Annotated in this window: 24 protein-coding genes; 6 read left to right on the top strand and 18 right to left on the bottom strand. The window is 69.9% G+C overall.

The features are described 5' to 3' along the window. From ABFX46_RS04165 to ABFX46_RS04150, 4 genes are all read right to left on the bottom strand, one after another. Positions 1–217, bottom strand: a 217-nt coding sequence (locus ABFX46_RS04165; RefSeq protein ID WP_346039979.1) for a helix-turn-helix domain-containing protein, incomplete at its 3' end; no start/stop codon positions are given. A gap of 345 nt (positions 218–562) precedes the next feature. After that, positions 563–898: a hypothetical protein gene (locus ABFX46_RS04160; RefSeq protein ID WP_346039978.1), complete on the bottom strand. Its 336-nt coding sequence runs from the start codon at positions 896–898 to the stop codon at positions 563–565. A 108-nt stretch (positions 899–1,006) separates the two neighbouring features. Next, positions 1,007–1,312, bottom strand: a complete 306-nt coding sequence (locus ABFX46_RS04155) for a hypothetical protein (RefSeq protein WP_346039977.1) — start codon at positions 1,310–1,312, stop codon at positions 1,007–1,009. 73 nt (positions 1,313–1,385) lie between these two features. Beyond that, complete coding sequence (locus tag ABFX46_RS04150) at positions 1,386–1,814, bottom strand: ATP-binding protein (protein ID WP_346039976.1); 429 nt, start codon at positions 1,812–1,814, stop codon at positions 1,386–1,388. A 99-nt stretch (positions 1,815–1,913) separates the two neighbouring features. On the opposite strand from ABFX46_RS04150, the gene ABFX46_RS04145 reads away from it, so the two are divergent. The 3 genes from ABFX46_RS04145 to ABFX46_RS04135 are packed head-to-tail and all read left to right on the top strand — an operon-like array spanning position 1,914 to position 3,117. Beyond that, positions 1,914–2,729, top strand: coding sequence for a helix-turn-helix domain-containing protein (locus tag ABFX46_RS04145; protein WP_346039975.1), 816 nt, complete (start codon positions 1,914–1,916; stop codon positions 2,727–2,729). After that, the gene (locus ABFX46_RS04140; protein ID WP_346039974.1) at positions 2,726–2,920 is read left to right on the top strand and encodes a DUF397 domain-containing protein; all 195 of its coding nucleotides are present in this window, start codon (positions 2,726–2,728) and stop codon (positions 2,918–2,920) included. The genes ABFX46_RS04145 and ABFX46_RS04140 overlap by 4 nt, the downstream gene beginning before the upstream one ends. After that, complete coding sequence (locus ABFX46_RS04135) at positions 2,914–3,117, top strand: DUF397 domain-containing protein (RefSeq protein ID WP_346039973.1); 204 nt, start codon at positions 2,914–2,916, stop codon at positions 3,115–3,117. The genes ABFX46_RS04140 and ABFX46_RS04135 overlap by 7 nt, the downstream gene beginning before the upstream one ends. Positions 3,118–3,255: 138 nt before the next feature. Here the strand turns inward: ABFX46_RS04135 and ABFX46_RS04130 are convergent, their stop codons facing one another. The 6 genes from ABFX46_RS04130 to ABFX46_RS04105 all read right to left on the bottom strand — a co-directional run bounded on the left by ABFX46_RS04130 (position 3,256) and on the right by ABFX46_RS04105 (position 6,178). Further along, on the bottom strand, positions 3,256–3,591 hold the full coding sequence (locus ABFX46_RS04130; protein ID WP_346039972.1) for a helix-turn-helix domain-containing protein: 336 nt from the start codon (positions 3,589–3,591) through the stop codon (positions 3,256–3,258). Positions 3,592–3,718: 127 nt separating this feature from the next. Continuing rightward, entirely contained in the window at positions 3,719–3,979 is a 261-nt protein-coding gene (locus ABFX46_RS04125) for a CopG family transcriptional regulator (protein WP_346039971.1), read from the bottom strand. A gap of 5 nt (positions 3,980–3,984) precedes the next feature. Beyond that, on the bottom strand, positions 3,985–4,395 hold the full coding sequence (locus ABFX46_RS04120; RefSeq protein ID WP_346039970.1) for a hypothetical protein: 411 nt from the start codon (positions 4,393–4,395) through the stop codon (positions 3,985–3,987). A 188-nt stretch (positions 4,396–4,583) separates the two neighbouring features. Further along, positions 4,584–4,997 (bottom strand): type II toxin-antitoxin system VapC family toxin, encoded by a 414-nt coding sequence (locus tag ABFX46_RS04115; protein WP_346039969.1) that lies wholly within the window; start codon positions 4,995–4,997, stop codon positions 4,584–4,586. Continuing rightward, positions 4,994–5,218 carry a FitA-like ribbon-helix-helix domain-containing protein gene (locus tag ABFX46_RS04110; RefSeq protein WP_346039968.1) on the bottom strand — a complete coding sequence of 75 codons (225 nt, stop codon included), beginning with the start codon at positions 5,216–5,218 and terminating at the stop codon, positions 4,994–4,996. Before ABFX46_RS04110 ends, ABFX46_RS04115 begins: the two co-directional genes overlap by 4 nt. A gap of 270 nt (positions 5,219–5,488) precedes the next feature. Further along, positions 5,489–6,178 (bottom strand): winged helix-turn-helix transcriptional regulator, encoded by a 690-nt coding sequence (locus ABFX46_RS04105; protein WP_346039967.1) that lies wholly within the window; start codon positions 6,176–6,178, stop codon positions 5,489–5,491. Positions 6,179–6,291: 113 nt separating this feature from the next. On the opposite strand from ABFX46_RS04105, the gene ABFX46_RS04100 reads away from it, so the two are divergent. Further along, the gene (locus ABFX46_RS04100; RefSeq protein WP_346039966.1) at positions 6,292–7,101 is read left to right on the top strand and encodes a class I SAM-dependent methyltransferase; all 810 of its coding nucleotides are present in this window, start codon (positions 6,292–6,294) and stop codon (positions 7,099–7,101) included. Positions 7,102–7,154: 53 nt separating this feature from the next. On the opposite strand, the gene ABFX46_RS04095 is transcribed toward ABFX46_RS04100, so the two are convergent. Then, on the bottom strand, positions 7,155–8,159 hold the full coding sequence (locus ABFX46_RS04095) for a CDP-alcohol phosphatidyltransferase family protein (RefSeq protein ID WP_163060339.1): 1,005 nt from the start codon (positions 8,157–8,159) through the stop codon (positions 7,155–7,157). Positions 8,160–8,286: 127 nt separating this feature from the next. Between ABFX46_RS04095 and ABFX46_RS04090 the strand changes: the two genes are divergently transcribed. Then, positions 8,287–9,774 carry a hypothetical protein gene (locus ABFX46_RS04090; RefSeq protein WP_346039965.1) on the top strand — a complete coding sequence of 496 codons (1,488 nt, stop codon included), beginning with the start codon at positions 8,287–8,289 and terminating at the stop codon, positions 9,772–9,774. Here ABFX46_RS04090 and ABFX46_RS04085 read toward each other — a convergent pair whose 3' ends face one another. The 7 genes from ABFX46_RS04085 to ABFX46_RS04055 form a co-directional block, all read right to left on the bottom strand. Then, entirely contained in the window at positions 9,775–11,703 is a 1,929-nt protein-coding gene (locus ABFX46_RS04085; RefSeq protein WP_346039964.1) for a glycosyltransferase family 2 protein, read from the bottom strand. Next, the gene (locus tag ABFX46_RS04080; protein WP_346039963.1) at positions 11,700–15,110 is read right to left on the bottom strand and encodes a bifunctional glycosyltransferase/CDP-glycerol:glycerophosphate glycerophosphotransferase; all 3,411 of its coding nucleotides are present in this window, start codon (positions 15,108–15,110) and stop codon (positions 11,700–11,702) included. Before ABFX46_RS04080 ends, ABFX46_RS04085 begins: the two co-directional genes overlap by 4 nt. A gap of 79 nt (positions 15,111–15,189) precedes the next feature. Continuing rightward, the gene (locus ABFX46_RS04075; protein WP_346039962.1) at positions 15,190–17,376 is read right to left on the bottom strand and encodes a bifunctional glycosyltransferase/CDP-glycerol:glycerophosphate glycerophosphotransferase; all 2,187 of its coding nucleotides are present in this window, start codon (positions 17,374–17,376) and stop codon (positions 15,190–15,192) included. Positions 17,377–17,467: 91 nt separating this feature from the next. Continuing rightward, entirely contained in the window at positions 17,468–18,592 is a 1,125-nt protein-coding gene (locus ABFX46_RS04070) for an acyltransferase family protein (protein ID WP_346039961.1), read from the bottom strand. A gap of 105 nt (positions 18,593–18,697) precedes the next feature. Beyond that, positions 18,698–19,873: an acyltransferase family protein gene (locus ABFX46_RS04065; RefSeq protein ID WP_346039960.1), complete on the bottom strand. Its 1,176-nt coding sequence runs from the start codon at positions 19,871–19,873 to the stop codon at positions 18,698–18,700. Positions 19,874–19,886: 13 nt separating this feature from the next. Next, on the bottom strand, positions 19,887–21,308 hold the full coding sequence (locus ABFX46_RS04060) for an LCP family protein (RefSeq protein ID WP_346039959.1): 1,422 nt from the start codon (positions 21,306–21,308) through the stop codon (positions 19,887–19,889). Between the two features lie 112 nt (positions 21,309–21,420). Beyond that, complete coding sequence (locus ABFX46_RS04055) at positions 21,421–22,305, bottom strand: TIGR03089 family protein (RefSeq protein ID WP_346039958.1); 885 nt, start codon at positions 22,303–22,305, stop codon at positions 21,421–21,423. 138 nt (positions 22,306–22,443) lie between these two features. On the opposite strand from ABFX46_RS04055, the gene ABFX46_RS04050 reads away from it, so the two are divergent. Continuing rightward, positions 22,444–24,492: a hypothetical protein gene (locus ABFX46_RS04050; RefSeq protein ID WP_346039957.1), complete on the top strand. Its 2,049-nt coding sequence runs from the start codon at positions 22,444–22,446 to the stop codon at positions 24,490–24,492. Positions 24,493–24,523 lie beyond the last annotated feature (31 nt).

The following is a 24,523-nucleotide window of genomic DNA, read 5'->3' as shown; positions in this document are numbered from 1 at the left end:
GGTCGGCCAGGAAACGCGACCGCCACTTCGACACCGTGTTCCGCGAGGCCCCGGCCTGCTCGGCGACCCGGGCGATCGTGGCGCCCTCGGCGCACAGCAGCACGATCCGCGCCCGCAACGCCAAAGCCTGAGAGGTCTTGCGGCGGCGCACCCACCCGATCAGCGCCGACCGCTCCTCATCGGACAACACCACCGGATCCAGCTTCGGGCTCGGCATCCCAACAGCCTACCGACTAACAAAGAACTATTGACTCAGAACACTAGCCCCATCGAACCGTCGACTCCGCCCGCTCCCGCCGGCCTCCGACCAGCAGATGCGCCGTCCCGAGCGGAGACCATCGCCACGATGTGGAAGGGCACCGCGACAGCAGCGTCGTCCAACTGCAGCCGACTAGTCCCAATCCCCGGCAGCACGATGCCGTGACCGATAGGCTGGGCGGCAAAGAAGCAGATGAAGCCCGGCCTCATCACACCATGAAGGCACGAGCCGGACGGGAACTAGACAGGTTGCGGGATCGCGGCAATGAAGCCAGCTCCGGATTCTGACTACGAGAAACTGTTCTCAGGGTTCTTGGCAGAATTCAAAAAGCATCACCGCATCTATGTGATGCGTGGAACCTATGAGGGTACTTGCGCCTTCTTGGTTGGCTATGAAGTAGGGGCGGGGCGCTCCCTGCTCAAGGATTTTCATGAGTGGCTTGCTCTTCGTGGCAAGGGAAGGCGTGAACTCTACTAGCCTTTCCTTGTGCTCTGCGAGATCTATCAAGACGGCGCTTGGCCGGATTTCCGATACCTGACCCCTGAGGAGGATGAACAGGCGGTGAGCGTCCTGTTCGCCCTTCTTGATCAGTTCCTTGCAGAGAGAAGAGCCCTGTGGCAGCGCCGAGCCGAGCGGCATCGCATCGCACATCTCGCACGTAAGAGTGATCTGGATGGGCGCGAGCACGCATGCTGAACGGCCGTGCCTACCGACCCCATTGCGTCATGTCCGCGGGCTCGGTCTCCATCACGGGCGGAGCCCGGTGTGAGCCCCAAGCGCGCGTGCGATCGTGTCGGCGGCGGTCGCCAGGTCGCCGGCTGCGCTGATCGTGTCGCCGGTCGGAGCCCAAGTGAACACCCAGGCGCCGCGGATGAAGTCGACGCCGATCTCGGTGAACCTGCCGGGTGACTCGGTGTTGATCACGTAGAGGACGGGTGTGCCGTCGCGCGGGACGATGCCGCTGGACATCCCGCCGTACTTGCGCACGGCCGCATCGAGAGCGGCCAGGAACGGGCGCCGTCCGTTCGTGATCGTCACGTGGTTGGTGGCCATCTTCGTATTACCTCCCGTCGCAGGGGCATGCCTGGTCTGCCGGTACGGATGATGGAGGTGGACTCGACGCCCACTACGGGTGCATGCGCGCCCAGACCCACTTGCCGCCGGCCGGGTCGGCGGTGACGCCGCATTTGGCGGACATGGCCTGGACGATGTGCAGGCCCCAGCCGCCGTTGTCGTCGAACGCCTCCTCGGACAGGTCGAGGTCGTCGAGGGTGAGTTCCTTCACCGGCTTGGCCGTGGGCAACTCATGGTCGGCGTCCCAGACGGCGATGATGATCCCCAAAGCGTCCCGGCTGAGCTGGAGACGGATCTCCTCGTCCGGTGTCTGTCGGGCCGCGTTGGTAACGAGCTCCGAGACGATGAGAAGTGCGCTGTCGAGAATGTGCGAGTAGTTCCATTTGCGGATTTGTGTGTCCGTGAAGGTGCGTGCTTGCGCCACTGCGGACGGTGTGCCCATAAGGGGCATAACCGGCTCTGCGGTCCCTGCCATCGCCATCGTCCTGTCCTTGCCCGAGATTCCGATTTCCTGTGACAAGGATCACCGACCCGTTCTAAGGTTTCGCTGTAATCAGCCGAAGCGAAAACAGGAGCAACGATGCCGATCGTCCGTGATCCCCTTGACCCCAGGATCTCCATGTGGCACTTCCTGGCCTTCTGTATGCGCTTCTTCAGGGAGAAGATGGGGCTGTCGCTCACCCAGTGCGGGGAGATCATCGGAGTGGCTCGGTCGACTGTTTCCAACCTGGAAGCAGGTCGTCGGCGCCCGCAGGACGACCAGATGCGGCTACTCGACAGGGCGTACGGGACTGGGGTGCTTTTCCAAGTTTTGCTCTGGTTTGCCCGAATGGCACACGACCCGGACTGGGGTCGTCAGATCGACAAGTATGAAGAGGAGGCCATTTCAGTCAAGACCTACCACGGTCAGGTTGTCCCGCTCGCTCTCCAGACGGACGACTACACATGGGCCTACGTCAGGGCGAGTAAATTCAAAGACCTGGACGCCACCATGGCCCGTCGGACGACCAAGAAGAGGGCGTACTGGGATAAAGGAGACTCCCTCCTCACCTGGACGGTAATCGATGAGGCCGTCTTGATGCGTCCTGTCGGCGGCGCGGAGGTTATGAGGAAACAGCTTGAGCACCTGCTCGAACTGGCCGCGCTCCCGCACGTGAGCCTGCGCGTGGTCCCCTTCTCTTCGGGTGAGCACATGGGCGTCGACGGGTCGATGCAGATCTTCGGCCTAGAGGACCGGGACGTTGCCTACTCCGGTGCTCTCAACGGAGGTCGCCTGATCGAAACCTCTGGCGAAGTTCGGGAGCTTTCGATTACGTTCGACCGTATCGGCGTGAAGGCTGCCTCCGAGGAAGCCTCTCGCGAGATCATTGAGCAGTACTTGGAGAGGTACACATGATCATCCAGTGGCGCAAGAGTTCTCACAGCGGCGGAGCGAACGACGAGCAGTGCGTTGAGCTGGGACGACTTGCACCTGGGGCTGGGATCGCCCTGCGGGACAGCAAAGATCCGGATGGTGGCCACCTCACCCTGTCGGTTGCGCAGTTCGCTGGCGTGATCGAGCAGGTCAAGCAGCGCCTGGAGTGTTAGCCGTGGCCGTGCAGTGGCGTAAGAGCATCCGTAGCGGCGGAGTGAACGACGAGCAGTGCGTTGAGCTGGGGCGGCTTGCGGCAGGGACTGGGGTCGGGGTGCGGGACAGTAAGGACCCGGATGGGGGACACCTCACCTTGTCGGTTGCGCAGTTCGTCAGCCTGATCGAGCAGGTCAAGCAGCACCCTGCTCGCTGACCGTCCGGCCCCCGCGCGGCCCGTCTCCTTCGTCCTCGCGCATGCGTGTGGAGCGCTGGGGTGCCCTCGATCCGGGACGGGCTGTATGACCGACTTCGCAGCGGCGCAGCGCTGGGGCCGGTGTTGGCGGTCGACGGGTCAGGCGGCGTGGGTGTCGGCGCCGCGCAGGATGTACTGGTCGTCGCCGAACACGGCGGAGATCTGGATCTCGCCGCCGAGAGCCTGGACGTAGCGGGCGATGGCGTCGACCGTGGAGACCTCACCGCGTTCGATCTGGGAGACCCGGCTCTTGGTCACGCCCATCTTGTCGGCCACATCGGTCTGGGACAGACCGAGGACCTTGCGGCGTTCGGCGAGCCGGTGGCCGTCGATGTAGGACTGGTGGCGCTTGCGAGCCTCCGCGACGGACTCTTCACCGCCGGCCGCTGCAACGATGTCGGCGCGGACCTCGCTCCACTTGGGAAGACTCGTCATTGCTGCTCTTCCTAGGTCTGGCATTTCTGTACGTTTGCGGCGCTGTGAGCACGGTCGCGCAGAACGGCTGTGGCCAGGCCCTTGCTATCGAGGACGAGGGTGCTGCCAGGAGTGGCGGGGGAGCGGGTCACGAGGCGTCCGCCCCGCCCAGTTGTTCCCGGCGCGCCTGATGGAGTTGGTCGCGCCGCGCTTGGATCTCCTCATCCGTGATGGGCCCGTGCTCGGCCTCTGCAACGGTGATGAGGTCGTTGAGGTTGTCGCGTTCGATCTGACGGGCAACGGCCACTGGGGCGTGGGTGGACAAGCCGGAGGAGCCACTGCGTTGCTTGGCGGCTTCGGCGATGTCGCGCGGCAGGGTGATCGAGTACTTCTCGGCGGGCTCGCCCATGCTGCTCAACCTACCGAAGGTCCTCTCGCAGGTATGGCGGGACGGGGGATGGTGGCGAAGGGGGAGAGGGCGAACCAGGTCGGGAGGGTGCGGCGGACGGGTTCGGGGCCCTGCAGGTCGATCGTGCCGGAGCGCAGGGCGTCCTGCCAGTGCAGGTCGCCGCGCCAGATCCGGACCATGTCGCGGAGGTCGGCGGTCACCGTCACCGAGACCTCGAAACCGGGGTCGGTGTCGCAGACGTCGGCATCGCCGGGTGTGAGGACGAGCCACCAGTGCCAACTCCGGGCGGGGACGTCCGGGAAGTCGAAGTCGCTGACCGTCCAGCCCCTGGCCCGTCTATCGACGTGGCCTGGACCGGCACGCCCCTCTTCGGCGCCGTCCCGAGTTACCTTTGCTGCCCACGGTCCTCCGGGCATGTTCTCAGCCCGTCTGGCCACACCTAGGGACCCGGCCAGGTGAGGCCACCTTCCGGCTTGCTCGCGAGCAGTAGTAGGGCCGGTTCTGCCCGGGGAACGAACGCGCTCAGTTGGAGTTGATCCGTTATGGAACCTCGAGCGTTATCCCTGCGGTCTTCGGCATGATGCCTCTGGACGCGGACGGAGTCTCATCCCTGGGGTGGTGGATAACGGTGGATCTCCGCTCGGTGCCCGGCCGACCCGGCGAATTTGGCGTCGTCGGTGAGCAGGGGCACTCGTAGCAGTTCGGCGAGGGCCACGTACATGCCGTCGTAGGCGGTGAGGTTGTTGCGCAACTCCAGCACCCGTCGCTGCAGGGGCAGCATGGGATGGCGGATGATTCTGAGTTGGGCGTAACGCTCCAGCATGGTCTGTGCCCGTGCTTCGGAGATACGGACCTCCGGCTTACTGGTGATCGCGTGTCCGCGCACCACCGAGGCGATCTGCACGTCGATCAGTGCGGGGGCGTGCAACTTGCGGGTCAGTCGCTGTCGGAGGAGGTCGTCGCCTTTGACGTTGGCAAGTAGACGGAACACGATCGAGGCGTCGACGACCAGGCTCACCGGCTCCCCTCGCGCATCGTCTGGCGGACGAAGTCGGGGTCGTAGGGCACCGGTTCATCGGCTGAGATCTTGGCCATCACCTCATCGAGCGTCGGTGCGGCGGCTTCCTCGTTCAGGAGGTCTCGCACGTAGGCCGTCAGTGACTTGCCCTCTCGCTCGGCTCGCGCCTTTAGCGTCCGCTCGGTCTCATCGGGGACGTCCCGGATCTGAATGACTCCCATGCATGCATTTTAGCATGCAGATTGCATGCAGTGCGGATGTGAGAGCCCACGCGACCGGCGGTAGTGCCGGTGCTGGTGATTGACGGGTCAAGCGGCTGGGGTGTTGGTGCCGCACAGGATTTGCTGGTTGTCGCCGAACGCGGCGGCGACCTCGACCTGGGCCGCCGAGAGCTTGACGTAGCGGGCGATGGTGTCGACGGTGGGGACCTGACCGCGTTCGATCTGGGATCGACGACTGCCCGGGTGGCTCGCTCATGGCGTTCATCCTGCCTAAAAGTCGCCACCGACGTGGTGGATGGCGGGACGGGGGACGGCGGCGAAAGGGGAGAGGGCGAACCAGGTCGGGAGGGTGCGGCGGACGGGTTCGGGGCCCTGCAGGTCGATCGTGCCGGAACGTAGGGCGTCCTGCCAGTGCAGGTCGCCGCGCCAGATCCGGACCATGTCACGGAGGTCGGCGGTCACCGTCACCGAGACCTCGAAACCCGGGTCGGTGTCGCAGACGTCGGCATTGTCGGGTGTGAGGACGAGCCACCAGTGACGGGTGCGGGTGGGGACGTCCGGGAAAGCGAAGAGGATGACGGTGCGGTGGGTTGGTATGGCGCCCGGGACGATGTTGCGGCGCATGTCCCAGAGGAGGAGTTGGGGGTCGAGGTCCTGGTCGCCCAGTTCGCCTATCCAGCGGACGCCCCATACCGCAAGGGCCTCCACTACCGGGCGCAGTTCTTCGCCGGCCGGGGTGAGGACGTAGCGGTCGTCCTTCTTGGTCAGGACGCCGGCTCGGACGAGTTGGTTCAGGCGCTTGGAGAGCAGAGTCGGGGACATGCGGGGGACGCCCCGGCGCACCTCGTTGAACCGTTCACTGCCGGCGAGCAACTCCCGGACGATCAGCAGCGTCCAGCGCTCGTCCAGTAACTCCATCGCTTTGGCGACGGGGCAGAACTGGTAGTACGAAGCCCCCATGCTTCGCAGGCTAGGACGATTCCCCATGAGCGGCCAGGGTCGGTACAGATCCTGTACTAGGAGGGGAGCCCGCGGATTCCTAGCGTTGAACCCACAACGGGAGGTGAAGTGTCATGGGGGACACGGTGAAGGACGCGCACAGGGCCATGTGGGCGTTGGGCGACTATCCGGCGGTGGCGTCGGAGGTCATCCCGGATCTGGGGGCGGTGCTCGTCCGGGCGGCGGGGGTCACCGCTGGAGACCGGGTGCTGGACGTCGCGGCCGGGTCGGGGAACGCGGCCATTGCGGCGGCGCTCGCAGGGGCGGACGTGGTGGCGAGCGACCTCACGCCGGGGCTGCTCCGGGCGGGGGAGCTGGACGCGGCTCGGCGGGGTGCGGAGCTGACCTGGCGGGAGGCCGACGCAGAGGCGCTGCCGTTCGGGGACGGGGAGTTCGACGCGGTGGTGTCGTGCGTCGGGGTCATGTTCGCGCCGAACCATCGGGCGTCGGCCGGCGAGATGCTGCGGGTCTGCCGCGCAGGCGGGACGATCGGGCTGGTCAACTGGACGCCGGAGGGCTTCATCGGCGAGATGTTCGCCGTGATGAAGCCCTACGCGCCGCCGCCGCCCGAGGGGGCGCAGCCGCCGCCGCTTTGGGGACGTCCCGAGCACGTCCAGGAGCTGTTCGGCGATCGCGTCGGCGACATCGCGTTCGAGAAGCGGACGGTGCGGGTCGAGCGGTTCGGGAAGCCGGAGGAGTTCCGCGACTACTTCAAGGCCCGCTACGGCCCCACCGTCGCCGTCTACCGGCGCATCGAAGGCGACCCGGAGAAGGTGGCCGAGCTCGATCTGGCGCTCGCCGAGTTGGCCCGGCGACATGACGTCGGGACGTCCGGCCTGGTCATGGAGTGGGAGTACCTGCTCGTCACCGCGCGCAAGCGCTGAGAAAGCGGAAGTCCCCCGGTGCCCGAAGGCGCCGGGGGACTTCCGCGTCGATGTCAGCCCGAGCTGGAGACCGTCACCTGGTAATCGGTGGGGAGGGCGGCCCGGTGGGCCTCGATCTTGGCGTTCAGGTTGGCGAGGGTGCGGGTGTAGTCGCGGCTGGCCAGCCAGAACTTGTAGATGATGACGAGCTCGAAGGCGAGCAGGCCGGCGGCGCTGACCGCGACGACGGGGATGATCGCGCCGGGGACGATCACGGCGGCGATCGGGGCGATGATGAAGACGCCCATCTGGAACTCGATGCCGCTGATCAGGTGGGGGCGGATGCGGCCCGCCATCAGCACGTTGCGGATCCGGGCGTACCAGGGGAAGCGCTGGTTGAAGCCCTGCTGGAGGTTCGCGATGGTCGGGTCGGCGTCGGCGACGACCCGCTCCTCCATGTCGGCCTCCGGGTCCTCGGCGAGGGCCTCGGCGGAGCGGAGGTCTCCGTCGGCGTCGGAGATCTCGCCGTTGGCGCGGCGGGCGGCCTGTTCGAGCTCCTGGGCCTCCGCGCGGGCCGCGTTCAGGGTCGAGCGCATCTGGGAGCGGACCTTGTAGATCTCCAGCGCGTCCATGTAGCGGAGCATGTCGAGGAACACGACCGCCACGGCCGTCCAGATGTAGGCGACGTTGTCGGTGGCGGCGTACTGGCCGGCCATCAGGGCGATCGCGCAGGCCAGGACGCGGACGCGGTCGAAGATGTAGTCGAGCCAGGCGCCGAAGACCGAGCCGGTGCCCTTGAGGCGGGCGATCTTGCCGTCCATGCAGTCGAGCGTGAAGGACAGGTGGTAGAGCAGCGCTCCGGCGAGCAGCCACGGCCAGGACGCGACGGTGAAGCAGGCGCCGGCGGCGAGGCCGAGGATCAGCGCTCCGACGGTGAGCTGGTTCGGGGTCACGCGCGTCCGGTTGGCCGTGAACCTCACCAGCCGGGACGCGAGCGGATCGACCAGCAGGACGGTCCACCAGGCGTCACGCGCCTTGTACGTCCGTTGCCGAACGTCGTCGAGCGTGAAGTTCGCCATGGAGTTCCTTTCATCGTGAGGAGCGGTCCGATGTTATCGGCTGTCCGGTTCCGGTCTCCGGCATTGTCGAGCATCCGTGCCACCGGACCGGACGTTGATGATCATCATCCTCGGTACGCTGGGCAGAGTGCGCGTCCCACACGTCGCCCATGCCCCGTTCGCGGTGGTTCTCGCGGCGGCGATCTGGATCCGGGTCATCGCGGTCCTCGCATATCCGGCGCCGTTGTGGTTCGGCGACTCGCCGGGGTATCTGGAGGCCGCGATCCGGCTGCGGCCGGGCGAGACGCGTCCGAGTGGATACCCGTTTCTGCTCCGGCTGATCGAGCCGCTGCACAGCTTTACCGCGGTGGTGGCCGTGCAGCATGCGATCGGCCTGCTCAGCGGCGTGCTCGTGTACGTGGTGGTGCTGCGCGCCGGACGAGCCGCCTGGCCACAGGACGAGCCGGGGCGGTGGGCGTGGCGCGTCTGGGCGCCGGGCCTGCTCGCGGCGGCGCTGACCGTCCCCGTACTGATCCCGGTCCATCAGGTCGCCCTTGAGCACATGCTCATGTCGGACTCGCTGTTCACGTTCCTGCTGCTCGTCGCGGTGGCGGCGGTGCTGTGGCGGCGCCGGTCGACGTGGTGGCTGGGAGCGATCGCGGGGACGTTCACCGCGTTCGCCGCGCTCACCAGGTCGACGGGGCTGCCGCTGATCGCGGTCATCCTCGTCGCGATGCTGCTGCGGCGAGCCGGGTGGCGGGCGTGCGTCGCGGCGGTGGTCATGTTCGTGCTGCCCGTCGTCGGCTACATGGCCTGGTTCCAGGCGGTGTACGGGCAGTTCAAGCTCGCCAAGGCCGACTCGATCTGGCTCTACGGGCGGACGGCCTCGTTCGCCGACTGCCGGGTCATCGAGCCCCGTCCCGAGTTGCGGATCATGTGCCCGAAGCGCACCGATCCGCGCATGTCGCGGCCCTTCGCGGCGATGTGGACGAAGGACTCCGCGTTCCGGGAGATCCCCGGCTGGGTGACCGGCGAGCGGGCCGACCGGCTCGCGGGCGCGTTCGCGTGGGAGGCGATCGAGAAGCAGCCCGGCGACTACGCGAAGGTCGTCGTCCATGACACGTTCATGGCGTTCGAGTGGAACCGCAAGCCGTATCCGACGCCGTGGACGTGGCTGCAATACGAGTTCCCCGAGGGCGAGGCGTGGAGCGATGAGCAGGCGCTCCTCGCCGCGAAGTACGACCCGGACGGCGGTGAGACCAGGGTCGTCCGGCCGTGGGCCGGGCAGGTCCTGGCTTATCAGGACGACTTCGCCATGCCGGGGACGTTCCTCGGCATCCTGCTCCTCGGCGGGCTCGCCGGTCCGTTCCTGCACGCCAGAGCAGGGGGACGGTGGCGTCCGCTCCGCCCCGTCCGGCACTGGGGGACAGGAGCGCTGCTCCCGTGGGGGACGAGTCTGGCGCTGCTCGTCATCCCCGCCGCGACCGCCGACTTCGACTACCGCTACGTCCTGCCCGCCGTGCCGTTCGCCTGCATCGCCCTCGGGCTGGCGGCCCTCCCGCCACCCCGCCCCGACGCCGATCCCGTGCCGGAGGCCGAAGAACCGGCGACGGCCGACGCGGGCACGGACGCCTGATCAGCCCGTCCGGCCGAGCCGCCGTTTGATCATTCCGGACACCCGCCTCGGGACGACCTGAACCGCCAGGTTCCCGCCTCCCGTCCGATAGAACGAGGTGCGGCGCACACCCGGGACCGCCGAAGACGGCTCCGCCATCGGCACCCGGATGCGGGACGTCTCGCCGCCGACGGCCAACTCCATCCAGGCGTCCCACCGCCCGGCGCCCAGCCCCCGCGGGTCGACGACTGCGGTGAACTCCAGACGATCGGCCCCGGCCAACGTCTCCACATCCCCGCGCCGAGAACCGCCCCCGCCCCGCCGGTCCAGCCCGATCGCGAACTGAACCCGCGCGCTCGCGGAACGGGTCGCCGCCACATGCCCGCTGACCCGCAGACGCCCCGACTCGTCCCATCCAAGGCTGTCGAACCTCAGCAGCCGCCGGAGACCGCCCGGTCCTGGAACCACGGTGAACGACAGGTTCCCGTACTCGCGCGTGAAGAACGGCGTCACCGCCGCGCCACCCATCCCAGACGTGACGAACCGGGCAGGCGGAGCGGTGTCGATCTCCGGAACGCGGTCGGCCCCGAGCCGCGCCTCCTTCACCAGATGATCGCTGGCCACCTCGACATGCAGATCCCAGGTCCCGGACGGCATGGAACCGGCGGCGATGTCCACGGCGAAGCCGGCGTCCCGCGCCACTTCCAGCCGATGCTCGCCGCCCGACGTCTTCGACCGCATCAGCACGGCGGCAACGCTCTGATCAGCAGCGTCGACCATGCTGAGCAGCGCGGTTCCGCCGACCCGCAGCCGATCGCCGTCCCAGCCCAGCGCGGTGACGCTCCGCCGGACGCGCAGCCGGTCGGTGACGTCGAAGTACGCGTCGGGTACGGCGGCCGACGGGTCCCGGAAGCCGGGGAACAGGCTGAACGCGCGGTCCTTGTCGACGACGACCGGCACGGGCTCCGGCCCTAACGCGGCCTTGATGATCTCCACCAGCAGCCGCCGATGATCCCCCAGGACGCAGTGCGCGAGCAACCGGTGCCGGGGCGGCATCCGCATCAGCACCGAGGACGTGAGGTACTCCTCGCACAGTGCCCGAACGGCCTCCCGCGTCTCCCGACGCTCATCCTCGGACGCCGCCAGGAACCGCCCGTTGAACCGGTGCAGGACGTCCCGCTGGAAATGCCGGACGAGCATTCGGTCGCGCACCTCGCCCGGCTCCCGATGCGACACGACCTGCTCCAGCAGCGGCCGGGCGGCCTCCGCGAAGTACGCGCCGGCGGGCGCGCCCCCGCCCTGCATGATGCTGCTGCCGTCATCGCGTTCGACCAGGTAGTAGCAGTCGTAGTCCGCGAGCACGGAGACACCGGAAGCATGCAGGAACGCGTGCGCGGCGAACACCTTGTCCTCACCCGACAGCACGCCCTCCGGAAACCGGATCCCGTGCTCCACCACCATGTCCCGGCGGAACAACTTGTGCGCGGTCAGCGAGCGACCGTAGACATCGGTCTTCGGGTCGTCCACCGATATCCGCGGGATGGTCGTGTCGAACCGCGCGACGCCCCGCCCGACCCCCACATAGTTGCCGATCACCACATCGGTCCGCTGCTCGTCGGCCATGGCGCACATCCGCTCCAGCGCCTCCGGCCCGAGATGGTCGTCGGCGTCCAGGAAGAACAGGTACTCCCCGGAAGCGCGTTTGATCCCCGTGTTGCGCGGCCCGCCAGGCCCACCCGAATTCGGCTGCCGGACAACAGCGACGCCCGCCCGCCCTGCGGCGATCCGATCCAACTCCTCACCGCTGCCATCGGTAGAGCCATCGTCCACCGCGATGACCTCGACCAGGCCACCCGCAAGCGTCTGCTCGAACACCGACCGCAACGCCCGTCCCACCGACGAACGGCAGTTGTAGACGGGAACGACGACGCTGACCTTCGGCGAAGTCACGAGCGCCCGGAACCGGCCGGGTCGAAGACGCGGTCCACGGCCCGGGACGCGGCCTTGCCGTCGTCGAGCGGACAGAACCGGTCGACGAAAGCCTCATACCGCGACTTGTGACCGGTGCAGGCACCCTCGACATCCCGGATCGCGTCGATCAGATCGTCGGACGTCTCCACCAGCGGCCCCGGCGCCTCCGCCTCGAAGTCGAAGTAGAAGCCGCGGAGCCGGTCCCGGTAGTCGGCCAGGTCGTAGGTGAAGAACAGCATGGGACGCCCCGTGTTGGCGTAGTCGAACATCACCGACGAGTAGTCGCTGATCATCACGTCCGAGACCAGGTAGAGCTCGGTGATGTCGGGGTACTGGGACACGTCCCGGACGAACCCGTGCTCGTCCTCCTCGACCCCGTCCACGACGTTCGTGTGCAGCCGGATCAACAGAACATGGTCATCGCCCAGCGCGGCCCGCGCCCGCTCCACGTCGAGCCGCATGTCGAACTTGTAGCGGCCCCGGCTGTAGTACTGGTCGTCGCGCCACGTCGGGGCGTACAGCACCACCCGCTTGCCGTCCGGGATGCCGAGCCGCGCCCTGACCTGCTCGGCGACGGCGCCGGCCTCCGGGCTGTGCATCAGGTCGTTGCGCGGATACCCCACTTCGAGCATCTCGCCCTTGAACGCGAACGCGCGCCGGAAGATCTCCGTGCTGAACGGGTTCGGGGACAGCAGATGGCTCCACTCCGGCAGGACCGGCCCGCCGCCCGTCTTCGCATGCAACGCCTTCTTCATCCCGGGCGCGTACGCGAAGTGGACCTCCTTGATGTCGCTGCCGATCTTCTTCAGCGGCGTGCCGTGCCACGTCTGCAGGACGACCTGGTCGGGGTGCCGCCGGAACGCGTCCCCCAGCCGGTGGTTCGTCACGATGTACCGGGACGTGGCGAGCGCCTCGTTCCACTCCCGGCCGTTCAGCCGCACCGCCGTCAACCCGCTCGGCAGCTCCACCTGCGCGTCGTTGACGACCCACAGCTGCTCCAGGTCCGACCCGCGGCGCAGCAGCTCCTGCTGGATCGCCTTCGGGCTGTCGGAGTACTGCCGCCCGCTGAAGCACGAGAACAGCACGGCGTCGCGCAGCCCGTCCCGGTCGACGCGGCGGCGGGCCTCCTCCCGGTACTTGGCCCCGGCGCTCTTCTCCTCCGGCGTGACGTCGCCGGTCACCGACACGGCGAGGCGCCCGTCGCGGGCCTCCAGCGCGTAGCCGCGCCGCGCGACCTCCCGCGGCTCCGGCAGCGCCTGCTGCGCGTGCGCGGACAGGCCCACGGCCAGCGCCCGCTCGCCCGGCGGGCGGAACAGCACGTCCCAGCGGCCCGGACGCAGCGGCAGCACGCCGGCGACGCCGGGCACCGCCGCGACCGGGACCTCGGCGCGCAGCACGCCGGACGACGGGTCGGCGACGAGGTCGAACGCGTGCTCTTTGCGGCGCCCCCGGCTGCGCAGCACCAGTTGCCCGCCGCCGTGGACGGGATGCGTCGCGGTCACCGACAGCGACCCGTCCGGACGCCACGTGCAGTCGTCCACCGACAACCGGACCGTCGACCGCCGGAGGCGCAGGTAGCCGCTCGGGCCCCGCCCGGCCACGACCTCCAGCGCGCCGAACATCCGGTCGACGTCGCCGACGCCCTCGGCGAGCACCAGCCGCCGCCCGCCGGCCGACACCGTCCAGTCGCGGGTGTCGTCGCTCTGGTCCGGTGGCATGGGCGGCCCTACCAGGGCCATCGGCTCGACGCGGGCCGCGAACCCGTCGCCCGCCGCCGCCACGGGCACGGTGACGCGGTCGTCGCCGAGCGACAGGACCAGCTCGTCCGGGGTCTCGCCCGTGCCCTCGATGATGAGCGCGTCGCCCTCCCAGCGCAGCGCGGTCGCCCGCCTGACGACCTTCTCGACCGTGATGACGAACCGGCCGTCCTCGACCCGGGGGACGATCCGCACGTCGTCCGCGACGTACCGGTACGGGGGATGAGCGCCGCTGCCCGACCCGCCGCCCCGCAGCGGCCCCCGCCGGAACACGCCCGCGTTGAGCACGGACGCGTCGACCGTCCAGTCGCCCTCGACCCATCGCCCGCAGTGGCGGAGCCGCCCGGTGTCGAAGGCGACCTCGAACCCGGACCAGCCCGACGTCCTCCCCGGGACGGGCGTCTGCCGGGCCCGCGCGACGATCTTCCGTCCGCCGGACCGCAGCGTCATCGCCTTCACCGACGTCCAGCGGCGCCGCATGCTGACCGAGTTGATGTACGCCTCGCCGCTGATCATCAGCGTGCCGCCCGACCAGCCCACCGCGTGCACCCGGCCGCGCAGCCGGACCTCGCTCCGCGCCCGGTAGACCTCGCGCGGGACGCCGACCTTGGCGTCCTTCCAGTACGGGTACACGACGTAGCGCCGCAGCGGGTCGCGGACGATCGCCGGCGACGCCTTCCCGCGCTCGTACCGGACGACCTTCACCAGCTCCCTCGTGTGCCCGGCCCCGGCGAGATGCCATTTCAGCCGGGTCAGCGCGGGCGCGGCCGCGAGCACCTTCGCGGGCACCTCGGCGGCGTACGCGGCGGCCTGCGCGACGACCTGGTCGCGCTCGCCGGCGGGCACGTCGGGCAGCGCGTCCAGGAACACCTGCAGCTCGCCGGTCACGGCGAGGAACTGCAGGTGCCGCCTCGCGTCGGCGTGGCCGTGCTCGCCGAGCCAGGCGGTGGCGAGGGCGACGGCGCCGAACCCGTCGGCGATCTCCTGCGCCTCCGTCGTCGTCGCGAACCAGGGCCCGCGGCGGTGCAGGACGACGTCGGGCAGCACGTCGACGCCCTCCGCCAGGTGCAGCGCCCGGACCGTCACCGGCAGGTCGTCGTACCAGCCGAGATCGGGGAACTCCAGCTTGCCCGCATTCCAGAACGAGCGGCGGAACAGCTTGCCCGACACGCGGCGGTCGCCGACGAGCTCCGGGGTGCGCCGGACGTCGGTGCCGGTCGCGGGCGCGGCGGCCGCGGGGCGCGCCTTCCACTGCGACACCTGGCCGTTCCACCTGCGGACGGCCTCGCGGCCGAGCGCGATGTCCGAGCCGGACCGCTCCAGCGCCGCCAGCAGGGTCGCGGCGGCGTCCGGCGGGAGCTCGTCGCCGCCGTCGACGAACAGCAGGAACTCGCCGCGGCTCTCCGCGACCCCGGCCTCGCGGGCCGCGCCCCGGCTGAGCGCGCCCCGCCGGACGATCCGGAACCGGCCGTCGGGCACGGTCGTCTCGGCGGCGGCGCCGGCGCCGTCGTCGACCACCAGCACGTCGAGGCCGGTGTGCGTTTGCGCGGCGAGCGAGGCGAGGGTGCCGCCGAGCGACTCCCCGGCCCCGTGCGCGAGCACGATGACGCTGATCCCGCTGGCGGACAAGCGGCCCACTCCTTCGATCGGTTCGGGACGGCCCGGCGGCACCGCCGGGCCGGGTCGGACGGGACGGGACGGCGGCGGTTCACCGCGGCGGATTCGGGATCTTCTCGCCGAGGAACATGCGGCGGACGGCGCGCTCGGCGGCCTCCCCGTCGTCCCACGGGCAGAACCGGCTCCGGAAGATCGCGAGGCTCTTCGCGGCCGCGTCGCCCCACGGCGCCCGCGACGCGAACGCGTCGACCAGCTCCTCCTCGGTCGTCGCGACGACGCCCGGCGCGGTCTCCATCAGGTCGAAGTTGACGCCGCGGGTGAGCCGGTAGGTCTCCCAGTCGTTCGCGTAGACGACGATCGGCCGGTCGAGGTTGGCGTAGTCGAACATCACGGACGAGTAGTCGGTGAGCAGCGCGTCCGAGGCGATCATGAGGTCCTCGACGGACCGGTGCCCGGACACGTCGATGACCCGGCCCGCCGGCCAGCCCAGGTCCGCCGCCATGTTCCTGATCTTGTAGTAGTAGTGCGCGCGCAGCAGCAGGACGTGGCCGTCGCCGAGCTGCTCCATCACCCGCCCGATGTCGAACATCGGGCTGTAGCGGCGCTGGTAGTCGCGGTGGGTCGGCGCGTACAGGATCGCGGTCGCGCCGCCGGGGACGCCGAGGCCGGCGCGCAGCCGGGCCCGCTCGTCCTCGGTGGCGCGCACGAGGCGGTCGTTGCGCGGGTAGCCGATCTCCAGCATCTCGTAGTCGCACGGGAACCCGCGCTCCCACGCCTCCGTCGACAGCGGGTTGGACGACAGGAGGTAGTCCCACCGGTCCGACCGGGCGATGAGGGTCTTGAAGTCCATGTCGGCGGCGCCGACCGGGAACTCCATCTGGTCGAGGCCCATCTTCTTCAGCGGCGTGCCGTGCTGCGTCATCATGTGCACCTGCCCCGGCCGCTTCACGTAGTGGTCGGGGAAGTTGACGTTGTTGACGAAGTACTTGGCGCGGGCCAGCGTCCGGTAGTACTCGGCGCCGCCCGCGACGACGTAGTCGACGCCGTCCGGCATGGTCTTGCGCGCGGCCGGCTTGACCACCCACACCGGCTCGATGTGCGGGGCCAGCTCCCTGACCTTCTCGTAGACGGCGGCCGGGTTGCAGGCGTACCCGCGGTACCAGTAGGCGGCGAAGACGGCGAGGTTCTCGTCGATCGCGAGGCGCCGCTGCATCTGGTAGTAGCGGTCCTTGGCGAGCTCCTTCGACAGGAGCACGCCGCGCTTCCCCACGCGCGCGGCCTTGCGGCCGCCCCGCTTCCGCGCCTTGTTCCTGGCCTCGGCGGCGCGGACGTGCAGGAACCCCTTGTAGTCGTTCGCCTTGATCAGCCGGTGCTTCTCGGCGAGGTAGGGCTGGTCGTCGCGCTCGGGCGGGACGTGCCCGATCGGCTCGTACCGGTTGTAGGTCCGCGACATCTCGGCGAAGAAGCGCGGGTTGTCCGACTCGTGGACGCGGTCGCCGCGCTCGATGATGACGAGCAGGTGCCAGATCGTCCGGTCGAACATCAGCGGGCGGAACCGGTCGGCCTTCGCCCCCATCAGGTCCATGAACTCGAAGATGCGGTCGTACTGGGCGAACGCGTCGAAGTGCTTGGCGCCGGTCGTCCGGGTGATCGCGCCGCGGCGGCGCTGCCGGTAGATGTAGCAGACCCGGTCGAGGAGGCTGATCCGCTCGGCCGCCATCAGGATCGGGTAGGTGACGTTGACGTCCTCGTAGTAGCCGCCGCTGAACCGCAGCCCGAGGTCGAGCAGGAACTCCCGGCGGATCGCCCGGTTCCACGCCGTCATCATCATCTCCAGGACGCTCTGCCGCTCGGCGAGGGAGAACACGTCCGGAGCGGGCGGCTCGCGGAACAGGTGGTTGATGATGCTGCGCTTGACCCTGCCGTTCCAGTACGCCCGCGCGTAGTCGAACAGCAGCACGTCCGGGCGGGTCTCGGCGAGCCGGTCGAGGACGGCCCGGACCGCGCCCTCGGTCGCGTAGTCGTCGCTGTCGAAGAACCAGACGTAGTCGCCGGTCGCCATGTCGAGGCCGATGTTGCGGGCGTGGCCCAGCCCGACGTTCTCGGCGAGGTGGCGCACCCGGACGCGCGGGTCGTGCGCGGCGAACTCGTCGAGGATCTCGCCGCAGCCGTCCGGCGAGGCGTCGTCGACCGCGATGACCTCCAGGTTCGGCAGGTCCGGGTCGAGGATCGAGTCCAGGCACTGCCGGATGTACCCCTGCACTTTGTGCACCGGCACGATGATGCTCAGGGAAATGTCGCGATCAGAAGTACTCACACGTTGGCCAATCAGCTTCTCGGTGAATCCGGACCGTTTCCGCGGACCCTGTTCAGATCTTTTTTCCGCTGTGCGACGGTTTAAGCAGCCATCGGCTCTCGGGCTCCACGGCCCGGTGCGCGAGGCGCTGGACGGGGACGGTGGCGAGCAGGACGCCGAGCGCGAGCGCGCCGGCCGTCACCAGTATCAGCCCGACCGGCGTCCGCAGGAAGGGGGCGTCGAGCGCGCCGCCGTAGTCGAGCCCCTTCACCACGAGGCCGTGCAGCAGGTAGACGTACATCGTCCGGGTGCCGAGCGCGGTGTACCAGGCGCGTCCGCGCGGCACGGCGGCGAGGAACGCGGCGCCGAGGACGGCGGCGATCCCGAGCGCGAGGAGGCGGTACGCCATGCCCTCCTCGGCGCTGAAGTGCAGGTGCTCGTAGCCGCGGTTCCACAGCAGGACTCCGCGCTCGACGGGCGGGACGACGGTGCCGAGCTGCCACACGTAGGCGGTCGGCAGCGCGGCGAGCAGCACGGCCGCCCCGGCCCAGCGCACCCGGCCGAGGTCGCGCAGCCGCTCGACGCGGTCGCGCGGGACCGTCAGGCCGAGGACGAAGAACGGCAGCAGCCCGGCGGTGCGGCACAGCGTCGGGTCGGCGGCGAAGCTCCAGCTGCCGGCGACCAGGGCCAGCGCCACCGACACCGCGACCGGGTGCCGCAGGTGCGCCCACAGGGGGGCGCTCAGCCGCCAGAGCACCAGCGCGACGAGGAACCACATCAGGAACTGCGGACGGAAAAGCTCCGGCAACCGGAACTCATTTCCCCGGACGAAGACCAGTTGCAGCCGGTAAAGCACATCGAAGATGACATAAGGGACGACCAACGTCGGGAAAACCACCCGGAATTTCTTCGTGTGGTTCATGAAGCCGCGGGAGAAGTAGCCGCAGACGAACACGAACACCGGCATGTGGAATCCGTAGACGAGCGTGTAGGCCGCGTTCACCGCGCGGCTGTCGTCGCGGAAGACCTCCCAGAAGTGCCCGGCCACCACGAGCAGGATCAGGAAGAACTTGACGTTGTCGAAGTAGGCGTCCCGGCCGCCCGCCCGCGCGTCCGCCGCGCCCGCCGGCCGGGCGGCCGCCAGCACCGGGACGGTGGCGGTCGCGGACGGGCGCGCGGAAGACAGGATGTCCGGCATGTCTGGTATAACCACTTTCAGTGCGCAAGCGATCACGTAGAGTGCATGGTGGACTCTAGCGGCGATCGCCCGCGTCCGCGCCCAGATCCGGAAGACCGGCCCCGATCAGGAGGACAGGGGGCGGCGGGCGCGCCCGCCCGGCCGCCGCAGCGGCGTGAACGCCCACGCCATCGTCGGCTCCAGCGCCCAGCTCATCGACCGGACGACCGGCCCCGAGCACAGCAGCGTCCCGACCGCGAGCGCGCCGCCGACCACGATGGCGACGCCGGGCGGGGTGTGCATCCAGTCCGCGCCCCACCAGCCGGTGAAGTCCAGCAGCCGGGTGACGAACCCGTGCAGCAGGTAGGCGTACAGCGTGTAGGCGCCGTACCGGGTGAACCAGTGGCGGCCGCGCGGGACCAGGGCGAGGAACGCGGCGACGAACACGGTCGCGGCGGCGAACATGGCGAGCCGCATCAGGGTGCCGGTGACATTGTCGACGCCGAGCTGGGAGTGCGCGTGCTTCCAGTAGATCCAGTCCCGCGACATGTGGTCCATGACGAGGTACGTCCCGCCGAGGCCGGCGGCGAGCACCGCCGCGCCGATCGGCCGCGCGGCCGGCCGCTTCAGCAGCTCGAAGTGCTCCGGGCGCAGCGTCAGCCCGAGGACGTAGAACGGCAGCAGCCCGATGACGCGGTGGAGGTCGAACGTCCCGCCGAGGTCGCTCATGTACGACAGCAGCGCGAACACCAGCGCCACCCCGAGCGGCCACCGGATCTGCTGCCAGACCGGGGTGGACAGCCGCCACATGAACAGCGCGGCCAGGAACCACGTCAGGTAGTACGGGTTGAGCAGGCTGATCTCCAGCTCGTTGCGGCCGGCGAGCCAGTCGTACAGCGAGTACGCCAGCTCGAACACCACGTACGGGACGCCGACGTTGGTGATGAGCTTGCGAGCCTTCCCGCCCGCGAACGTCCACTTCCGCGAGAAGTAGCCGGTGATCACGATGAACACCGGCATGTGGAACATGTAGATGAAGACGTACAGGCCCTTGGCGGCCGGGACGTCCAGCAGGTTCGCCAGGGAGTGCCCTGCCACGACCAGCAGGATCGCGACGTACTTCGCGTTGTCGAAGAACGGGTCGCGGCGCCCGTGCGGCCCGTCCGCCCGCGCGGGGGCCGGTACCGGGCCGGTGCCGCCGTCAGTACCGGGCGCTCCGGGGTCGGGGTGATCCGCCGTGTCGGTCGGATGCGCGGCGTGCGCCGCGGTGCCGGCTCCAGAGTGCCTGGTGCTGTACGTCATAGGCTTCCCGGGGTCAGATCCCCTTGCAGATGTTGTCGCTGGCGCGGATCTCGCCCTGCTGCTTGGGGATGCCGGCGCCGGCGCTCTTCAACACGGTCCAGTTCTTGCCGACGACCAGGTCGACGACGCCGGGCGTGGCACCCTTCCCGCGCGCGGCCGGCTGCGGCTTGCTCGGGATCAGGTCGGCGAGTGTCCGGGCCTGCTGGTCGGCACCGGTACCGTACAGCACCTTGGTGGCCTCGGTGGGCGAAGGCGCGTTTCCGCCGACCGTCACCTGGAAGCCCTGCGACTCGAGGTCGTCGGCGACGCGCCCGGCCTGGCCGTCCACGCCGCTGCCGTTGTAGACCCGCACCCGCACCTGGCTCGGCGGGATCTTCGCCTCGCCCGGCTTCGGCTCCTTCGGGATGGTCTTGTCGTTGCGGACGGCGGCGAAGAACGGCTGCGCGGCGTCGGTGAGCGCCACCCGGTTGATGTCGGCCGGGTCGGGCCCGGACGGGACGGTGACGAACCGCAGCTTGCCGGAGGTCATGCCCTGCATCTCCTGGGCGATGTCCATCATGACCTGCGGCGTCAGCTCCTTGTCGGTGGTGAGCGACTTGGTGACCGCGTTCATCAGCGAGTACATCTTCTTGGGGTTGCTGAGCACCCCCGCGCTCATCGCCTTGTTGGCGAGGGCGCCCATGAACTTCTGCTGCCGCTTGATCCGGTCGGTGTCGGAGCCGTCGCCGAGGCCGTGCCGGACGCGCACGTACGCCAGCGCCGTCTCGCCCGAGATCTTGTGCGTGCCCTTGCCCAGCTTGAGCCCGGACTTGGGGTCGTTCACCGCCTTCGGCAGGCACACCGGGACACCGCCGACCGCCTTCGTGATCGTCTTGAAGCCGGTGAAGTCGACCTGCATGAAGTGGTCGATGCGGATGTTGGAGATGCTCTCGATCGTCTTGATGACGCAGGCCGCGCCGCCGTTGGTGAACGCCGAGTTGATCTGGGCGCGGGACTGCGCCGGGATCGTCCCGCCCTTGCGGCTCTTGCAGGACGGCATCGGGATCATCAGGTCGCGGGGGAAGCTGATCCCCATGGCCTGGCCGCCGCCCGGCGACAGGTGCAGCAGGATCATCGTGTCCGAGCGGGGCAGCTCGTTCTTCAGCGAGCGCCCGTACTTGCCGTTGGACCCGGCGCGGGTGTCGGACCCGAGCAGCAGGATGTTCATCGCGCTGTTCAGCTTCTTCGGCCGGTTCGGGCCGAGCTGCGCGTTGACGTCCTCGTGGGAGATGTTCCCGAACGCCTTGCGGTACAGGCCGTAGGCGGTGAGGGAGCCGACCACCATGACCGCCGACAGCCCAATGCACACCCAGCCGAGGATGCGCCAACCGCGTCGCGGCGCCGGCTGCGGGTCGGCGTCGTCGACGTACTCCATGTACATCGGGTTGCTGTTCATCGGCTCCGGTGTCCGGGGTCTCAGCGGTACTTGGGGGTGCGGGGGGCGTCCCCCACACGGTGCTCGCCCGCTTTCAGGGTCGGGTCGGTGGACGGGGCAAGGAGAGCGTAGGTCAGGCGAGCCGGTACGGGGGCCCGGATGCGCCATCCGGTCCGGGCGGACCGGCCACCACCGTCACATGCTCCACGGTCAGACGTCGATCTAGTGTGGCTTTGTCGAAGTTTCGTTGGATTATGACGGAAGCACCCGATGCTAGTGGTGCAAGGAGGCCCGCCAGCACCCCGTCGAGTGTGGCGAACGGCATGTCAACGAGGAGCCGGTCGCGCACGTCCAGCTCCCATTTCTCGACGGCTTCGCGGGCGGCGGCCACCAGCCCGGCGGCGTCCAATGTGGTGTTTGTCACATCGAGCGCGGGCGTCTCGGGCGTCACTCCCGGTACCGGCTCGAAGCGGTCGCCGTAACCGCGGACCTCGTCGGCGTAGTCGGTCACGCCGGCCGGGCAGTCGGCGAGCGGGCCGCCGAGCGCGTGCAGCGACAGCCCGACGATCTCCTCGGCCTCCGCGTCGTCGATCACGTCGTCCAGCACCTCCTGAGCAGCCGCCAGGATGTAAGGGCCCTTCCTGGGGGTGTGGGGGGTCGTCCCCCCACGGTGATACGGCCCGGACGAGCCGGCCGGTTCGCCGCTCCGGCCCTTCACCGACTCCGGGTCGACCGGTTCGGCGACGAGCCCCGCCGACCAGCAGGCCATCAGCCACACCGCCGTCTGCCAGTGCGGCGGCAGGACGAGCACGACCCGGGTGCCCGGCTCGGCGCCGAGGCCGTCCACCAGGAAGTTCGCCGTCTTGGCGACCCAGTTGTCGAACGTCCGCGCGGACAGCTCGACCCGCTCGCCGGTCGCGTCGTCGTAGAAGGTGACGAGCGGCTTGGACGGGTCGTCCGCCACCCGCCGCCGCAGCAGCTCCGCGGGCGTCGCCCCGCTCGGGCCGTGTGCGCTCATGGACCCGAGCCTATGCCCGCATGATCGTCCGGGAGCCACCACCCGGCCGGTGCCGCTACGCTCCGCACGGGTGGATGACCACCCCATGAACCGGAGGCGGGCGGGCGCGCACCGCACTGACGAACGCGGGGCGGATTGATGGACGCTGGTCGGCTGCTCGCCCGCGCCACCCTGGTCCCGGCCCTGCTCACCGTGGCGTGGCTGGCGGTCGCGCTTCCGCTGCTGCTCGCGGGCGTGTTCCGCCCGGTCCCGGCGATCGCACTGTTCGTGCCGGTCGCGGCGGTGGCGCTGTGGCTCGGCCTGCGCGCCCCGGCCGGCGCCCCGCCCGGTGACCGGCCCCGCCCCGGCCGTGCGGACGCGGCGCCCCGGTGGGCGACCGGGAGCGTCCTCGCGATCACCGTCGCGTTCCTGGTGCTCCAGGTGGTCATGTGCGCGGAGCAGATCGTCGTCCGCCGCGACCCGGCGTCCTATGTCCAGTTCGCGACCTGGCTGGCCGAGCACGGGTCGCTGCCCATCCCGCGCATGACGGACGCGTTCGGCGGCCCCGACGCCGTCCTCCGCTTCGAGAGCCCCGCGTTCTACGCGGACGGCGGCGCGATCGTCCCGCAGTTCATGGCGGGGATGCCGCTGGTCCTCGCGCTCGGCGGCTGGATCGGCGGCACCCACGGCATCCTGCTGATGGCGCCGCTGCTCGGCGCGTCCTGCGTGCTCGCGTTCGCCGGGCTCGTCGCGCGGCTGGTCGGCCCGCGCTGGGCGCCCGCCGGGGCGCTGCTGCTCGCGCTGACGCTGCCGATGCTCTACGTCTCGCGCAGCACGTTCAGCGAGCTGCCCGCGATCGTCCTGCTGCTGGGCGGGCTGTCGCTGATGCACGACGCGCGCCGGGAGCGCGGGCGGCACGGCGAGGTGAAGGCGCTGCTGGCGGGCCTCGCGCTCGGGCTGATCGTGCTCGTCCGCATCGACGGGCTGCGGGACGTCCTGCCGGTGCTCGCGTTCGCGGGCCTGCTCATCGGGCTGCGGCGCGGCGCCGGGTACTGGGCGGCGGGCGGGCTGCTGCTCGGCGCGGGCGCCGGGCTGGCCGAGGGCTTCACGCTGTCCCGGCCGTACCTGAGATACCTCGACGCGTCGCTGAAGCCGCTGCTGGCCATCAGCGCGGCGATCCTCGTCGCGACGGTCGCCATGGCCGCCCTGCTGCGCGCGGACCGGACGGGGACGCGGCTGCGCGCGCTCGGTGCCAGGGTCGCGCGCGGCCCGCTGCCCGGCGCCGCCGCCGGACTGACCGTGCTGGTGATGATCGGCTTCGCGGTCCGGCCGCTGGTGCAGACCGTCCGGCGGGTGCCCGCGACGCAGGACGACGAGCTGAACGTCCGGTTCATCGAGATGGTGCAGCGGATCCAGCACCTCCCGGTGGACGGCACCCGGCAGTACTCGGAGCTGTCCCTGTACTGGGTCGCCTGGTACATCGGCGTCCCCGCGCTGCTGTTCGCGACGCTGGGCGCGGCGCTGGTGGTGCGGCGGCTGCTGCGCGGGCAGTCCCCGGAGTGGCTGCTGCCCTACGCGATGATCGTGTGGACGACGACGCAGGTGCTGGTCCGGCCGGGGATCACGCCGGACCACCCGTGGGCGTCCCGGCGGCTGATCGGCCTCGTCATCCCCGGCCTGCTGCTGTTCACCGTGTTCGCGTCGGCGTGGACGGTGCGGCGCGTCCGCCGGCTCGGGTACGGGCCGAAGCTGGTGAACCGGGGCGCGGTCGCCGGCGTCCTGCTGATGCTGGTGCCGATCGCGCTGACGTCCGGCGGCTTCCTCGTGAGCCGGACGGAGCAGCACGAGGTGGACGCGGTGCGGGGCATGTGCGGCGCGCTGCCGGGGCGGAGCTCGGTCGTGGTGGTCGAGCAGTCGACGGCCGACCGGTTCCTGCAGGTCGTGCGCGGGATGTGCGGGGTTCCGGCGGCGCGGACGAGCGGCGGGGCCACGCCCGGCGACGTGAAGCGCGTCGCCGCCGGCGTGCAACGGGCGGGCCGGCGTCCGGTGATCATGGCGGCGAAGCGGGAGCAGGTCGCGCCCTACGGGACGCCGGAGCACGTCCTGCACGTGCGGACGCGGCAGGACGGCCGCACCCTCACCAAGCTGCCCGGCGGCACGTGGGGGCTGACGATGGACGTCTGGATCGCGGCGCCGTCCGCGCCCTGACCGGCGGCTCCGGAGGCCCGGCGGGGGCGCC

Source organism: Actinomadura chokoriensis (assembly GCF_039529475.1).
Taxonomy (GTDB): Bacteria; Actinomycetota; Actinomycetes; order Streptosporangiales; family Streptosporangiaceae; genus Spirillospora; species Spirillospora bangladeshensis.
The sequence above is the reverse complement of the archived record's forward strand: the minus strand, read 5'-3'. Positions and strand labels throughout refer to the sequence as shown.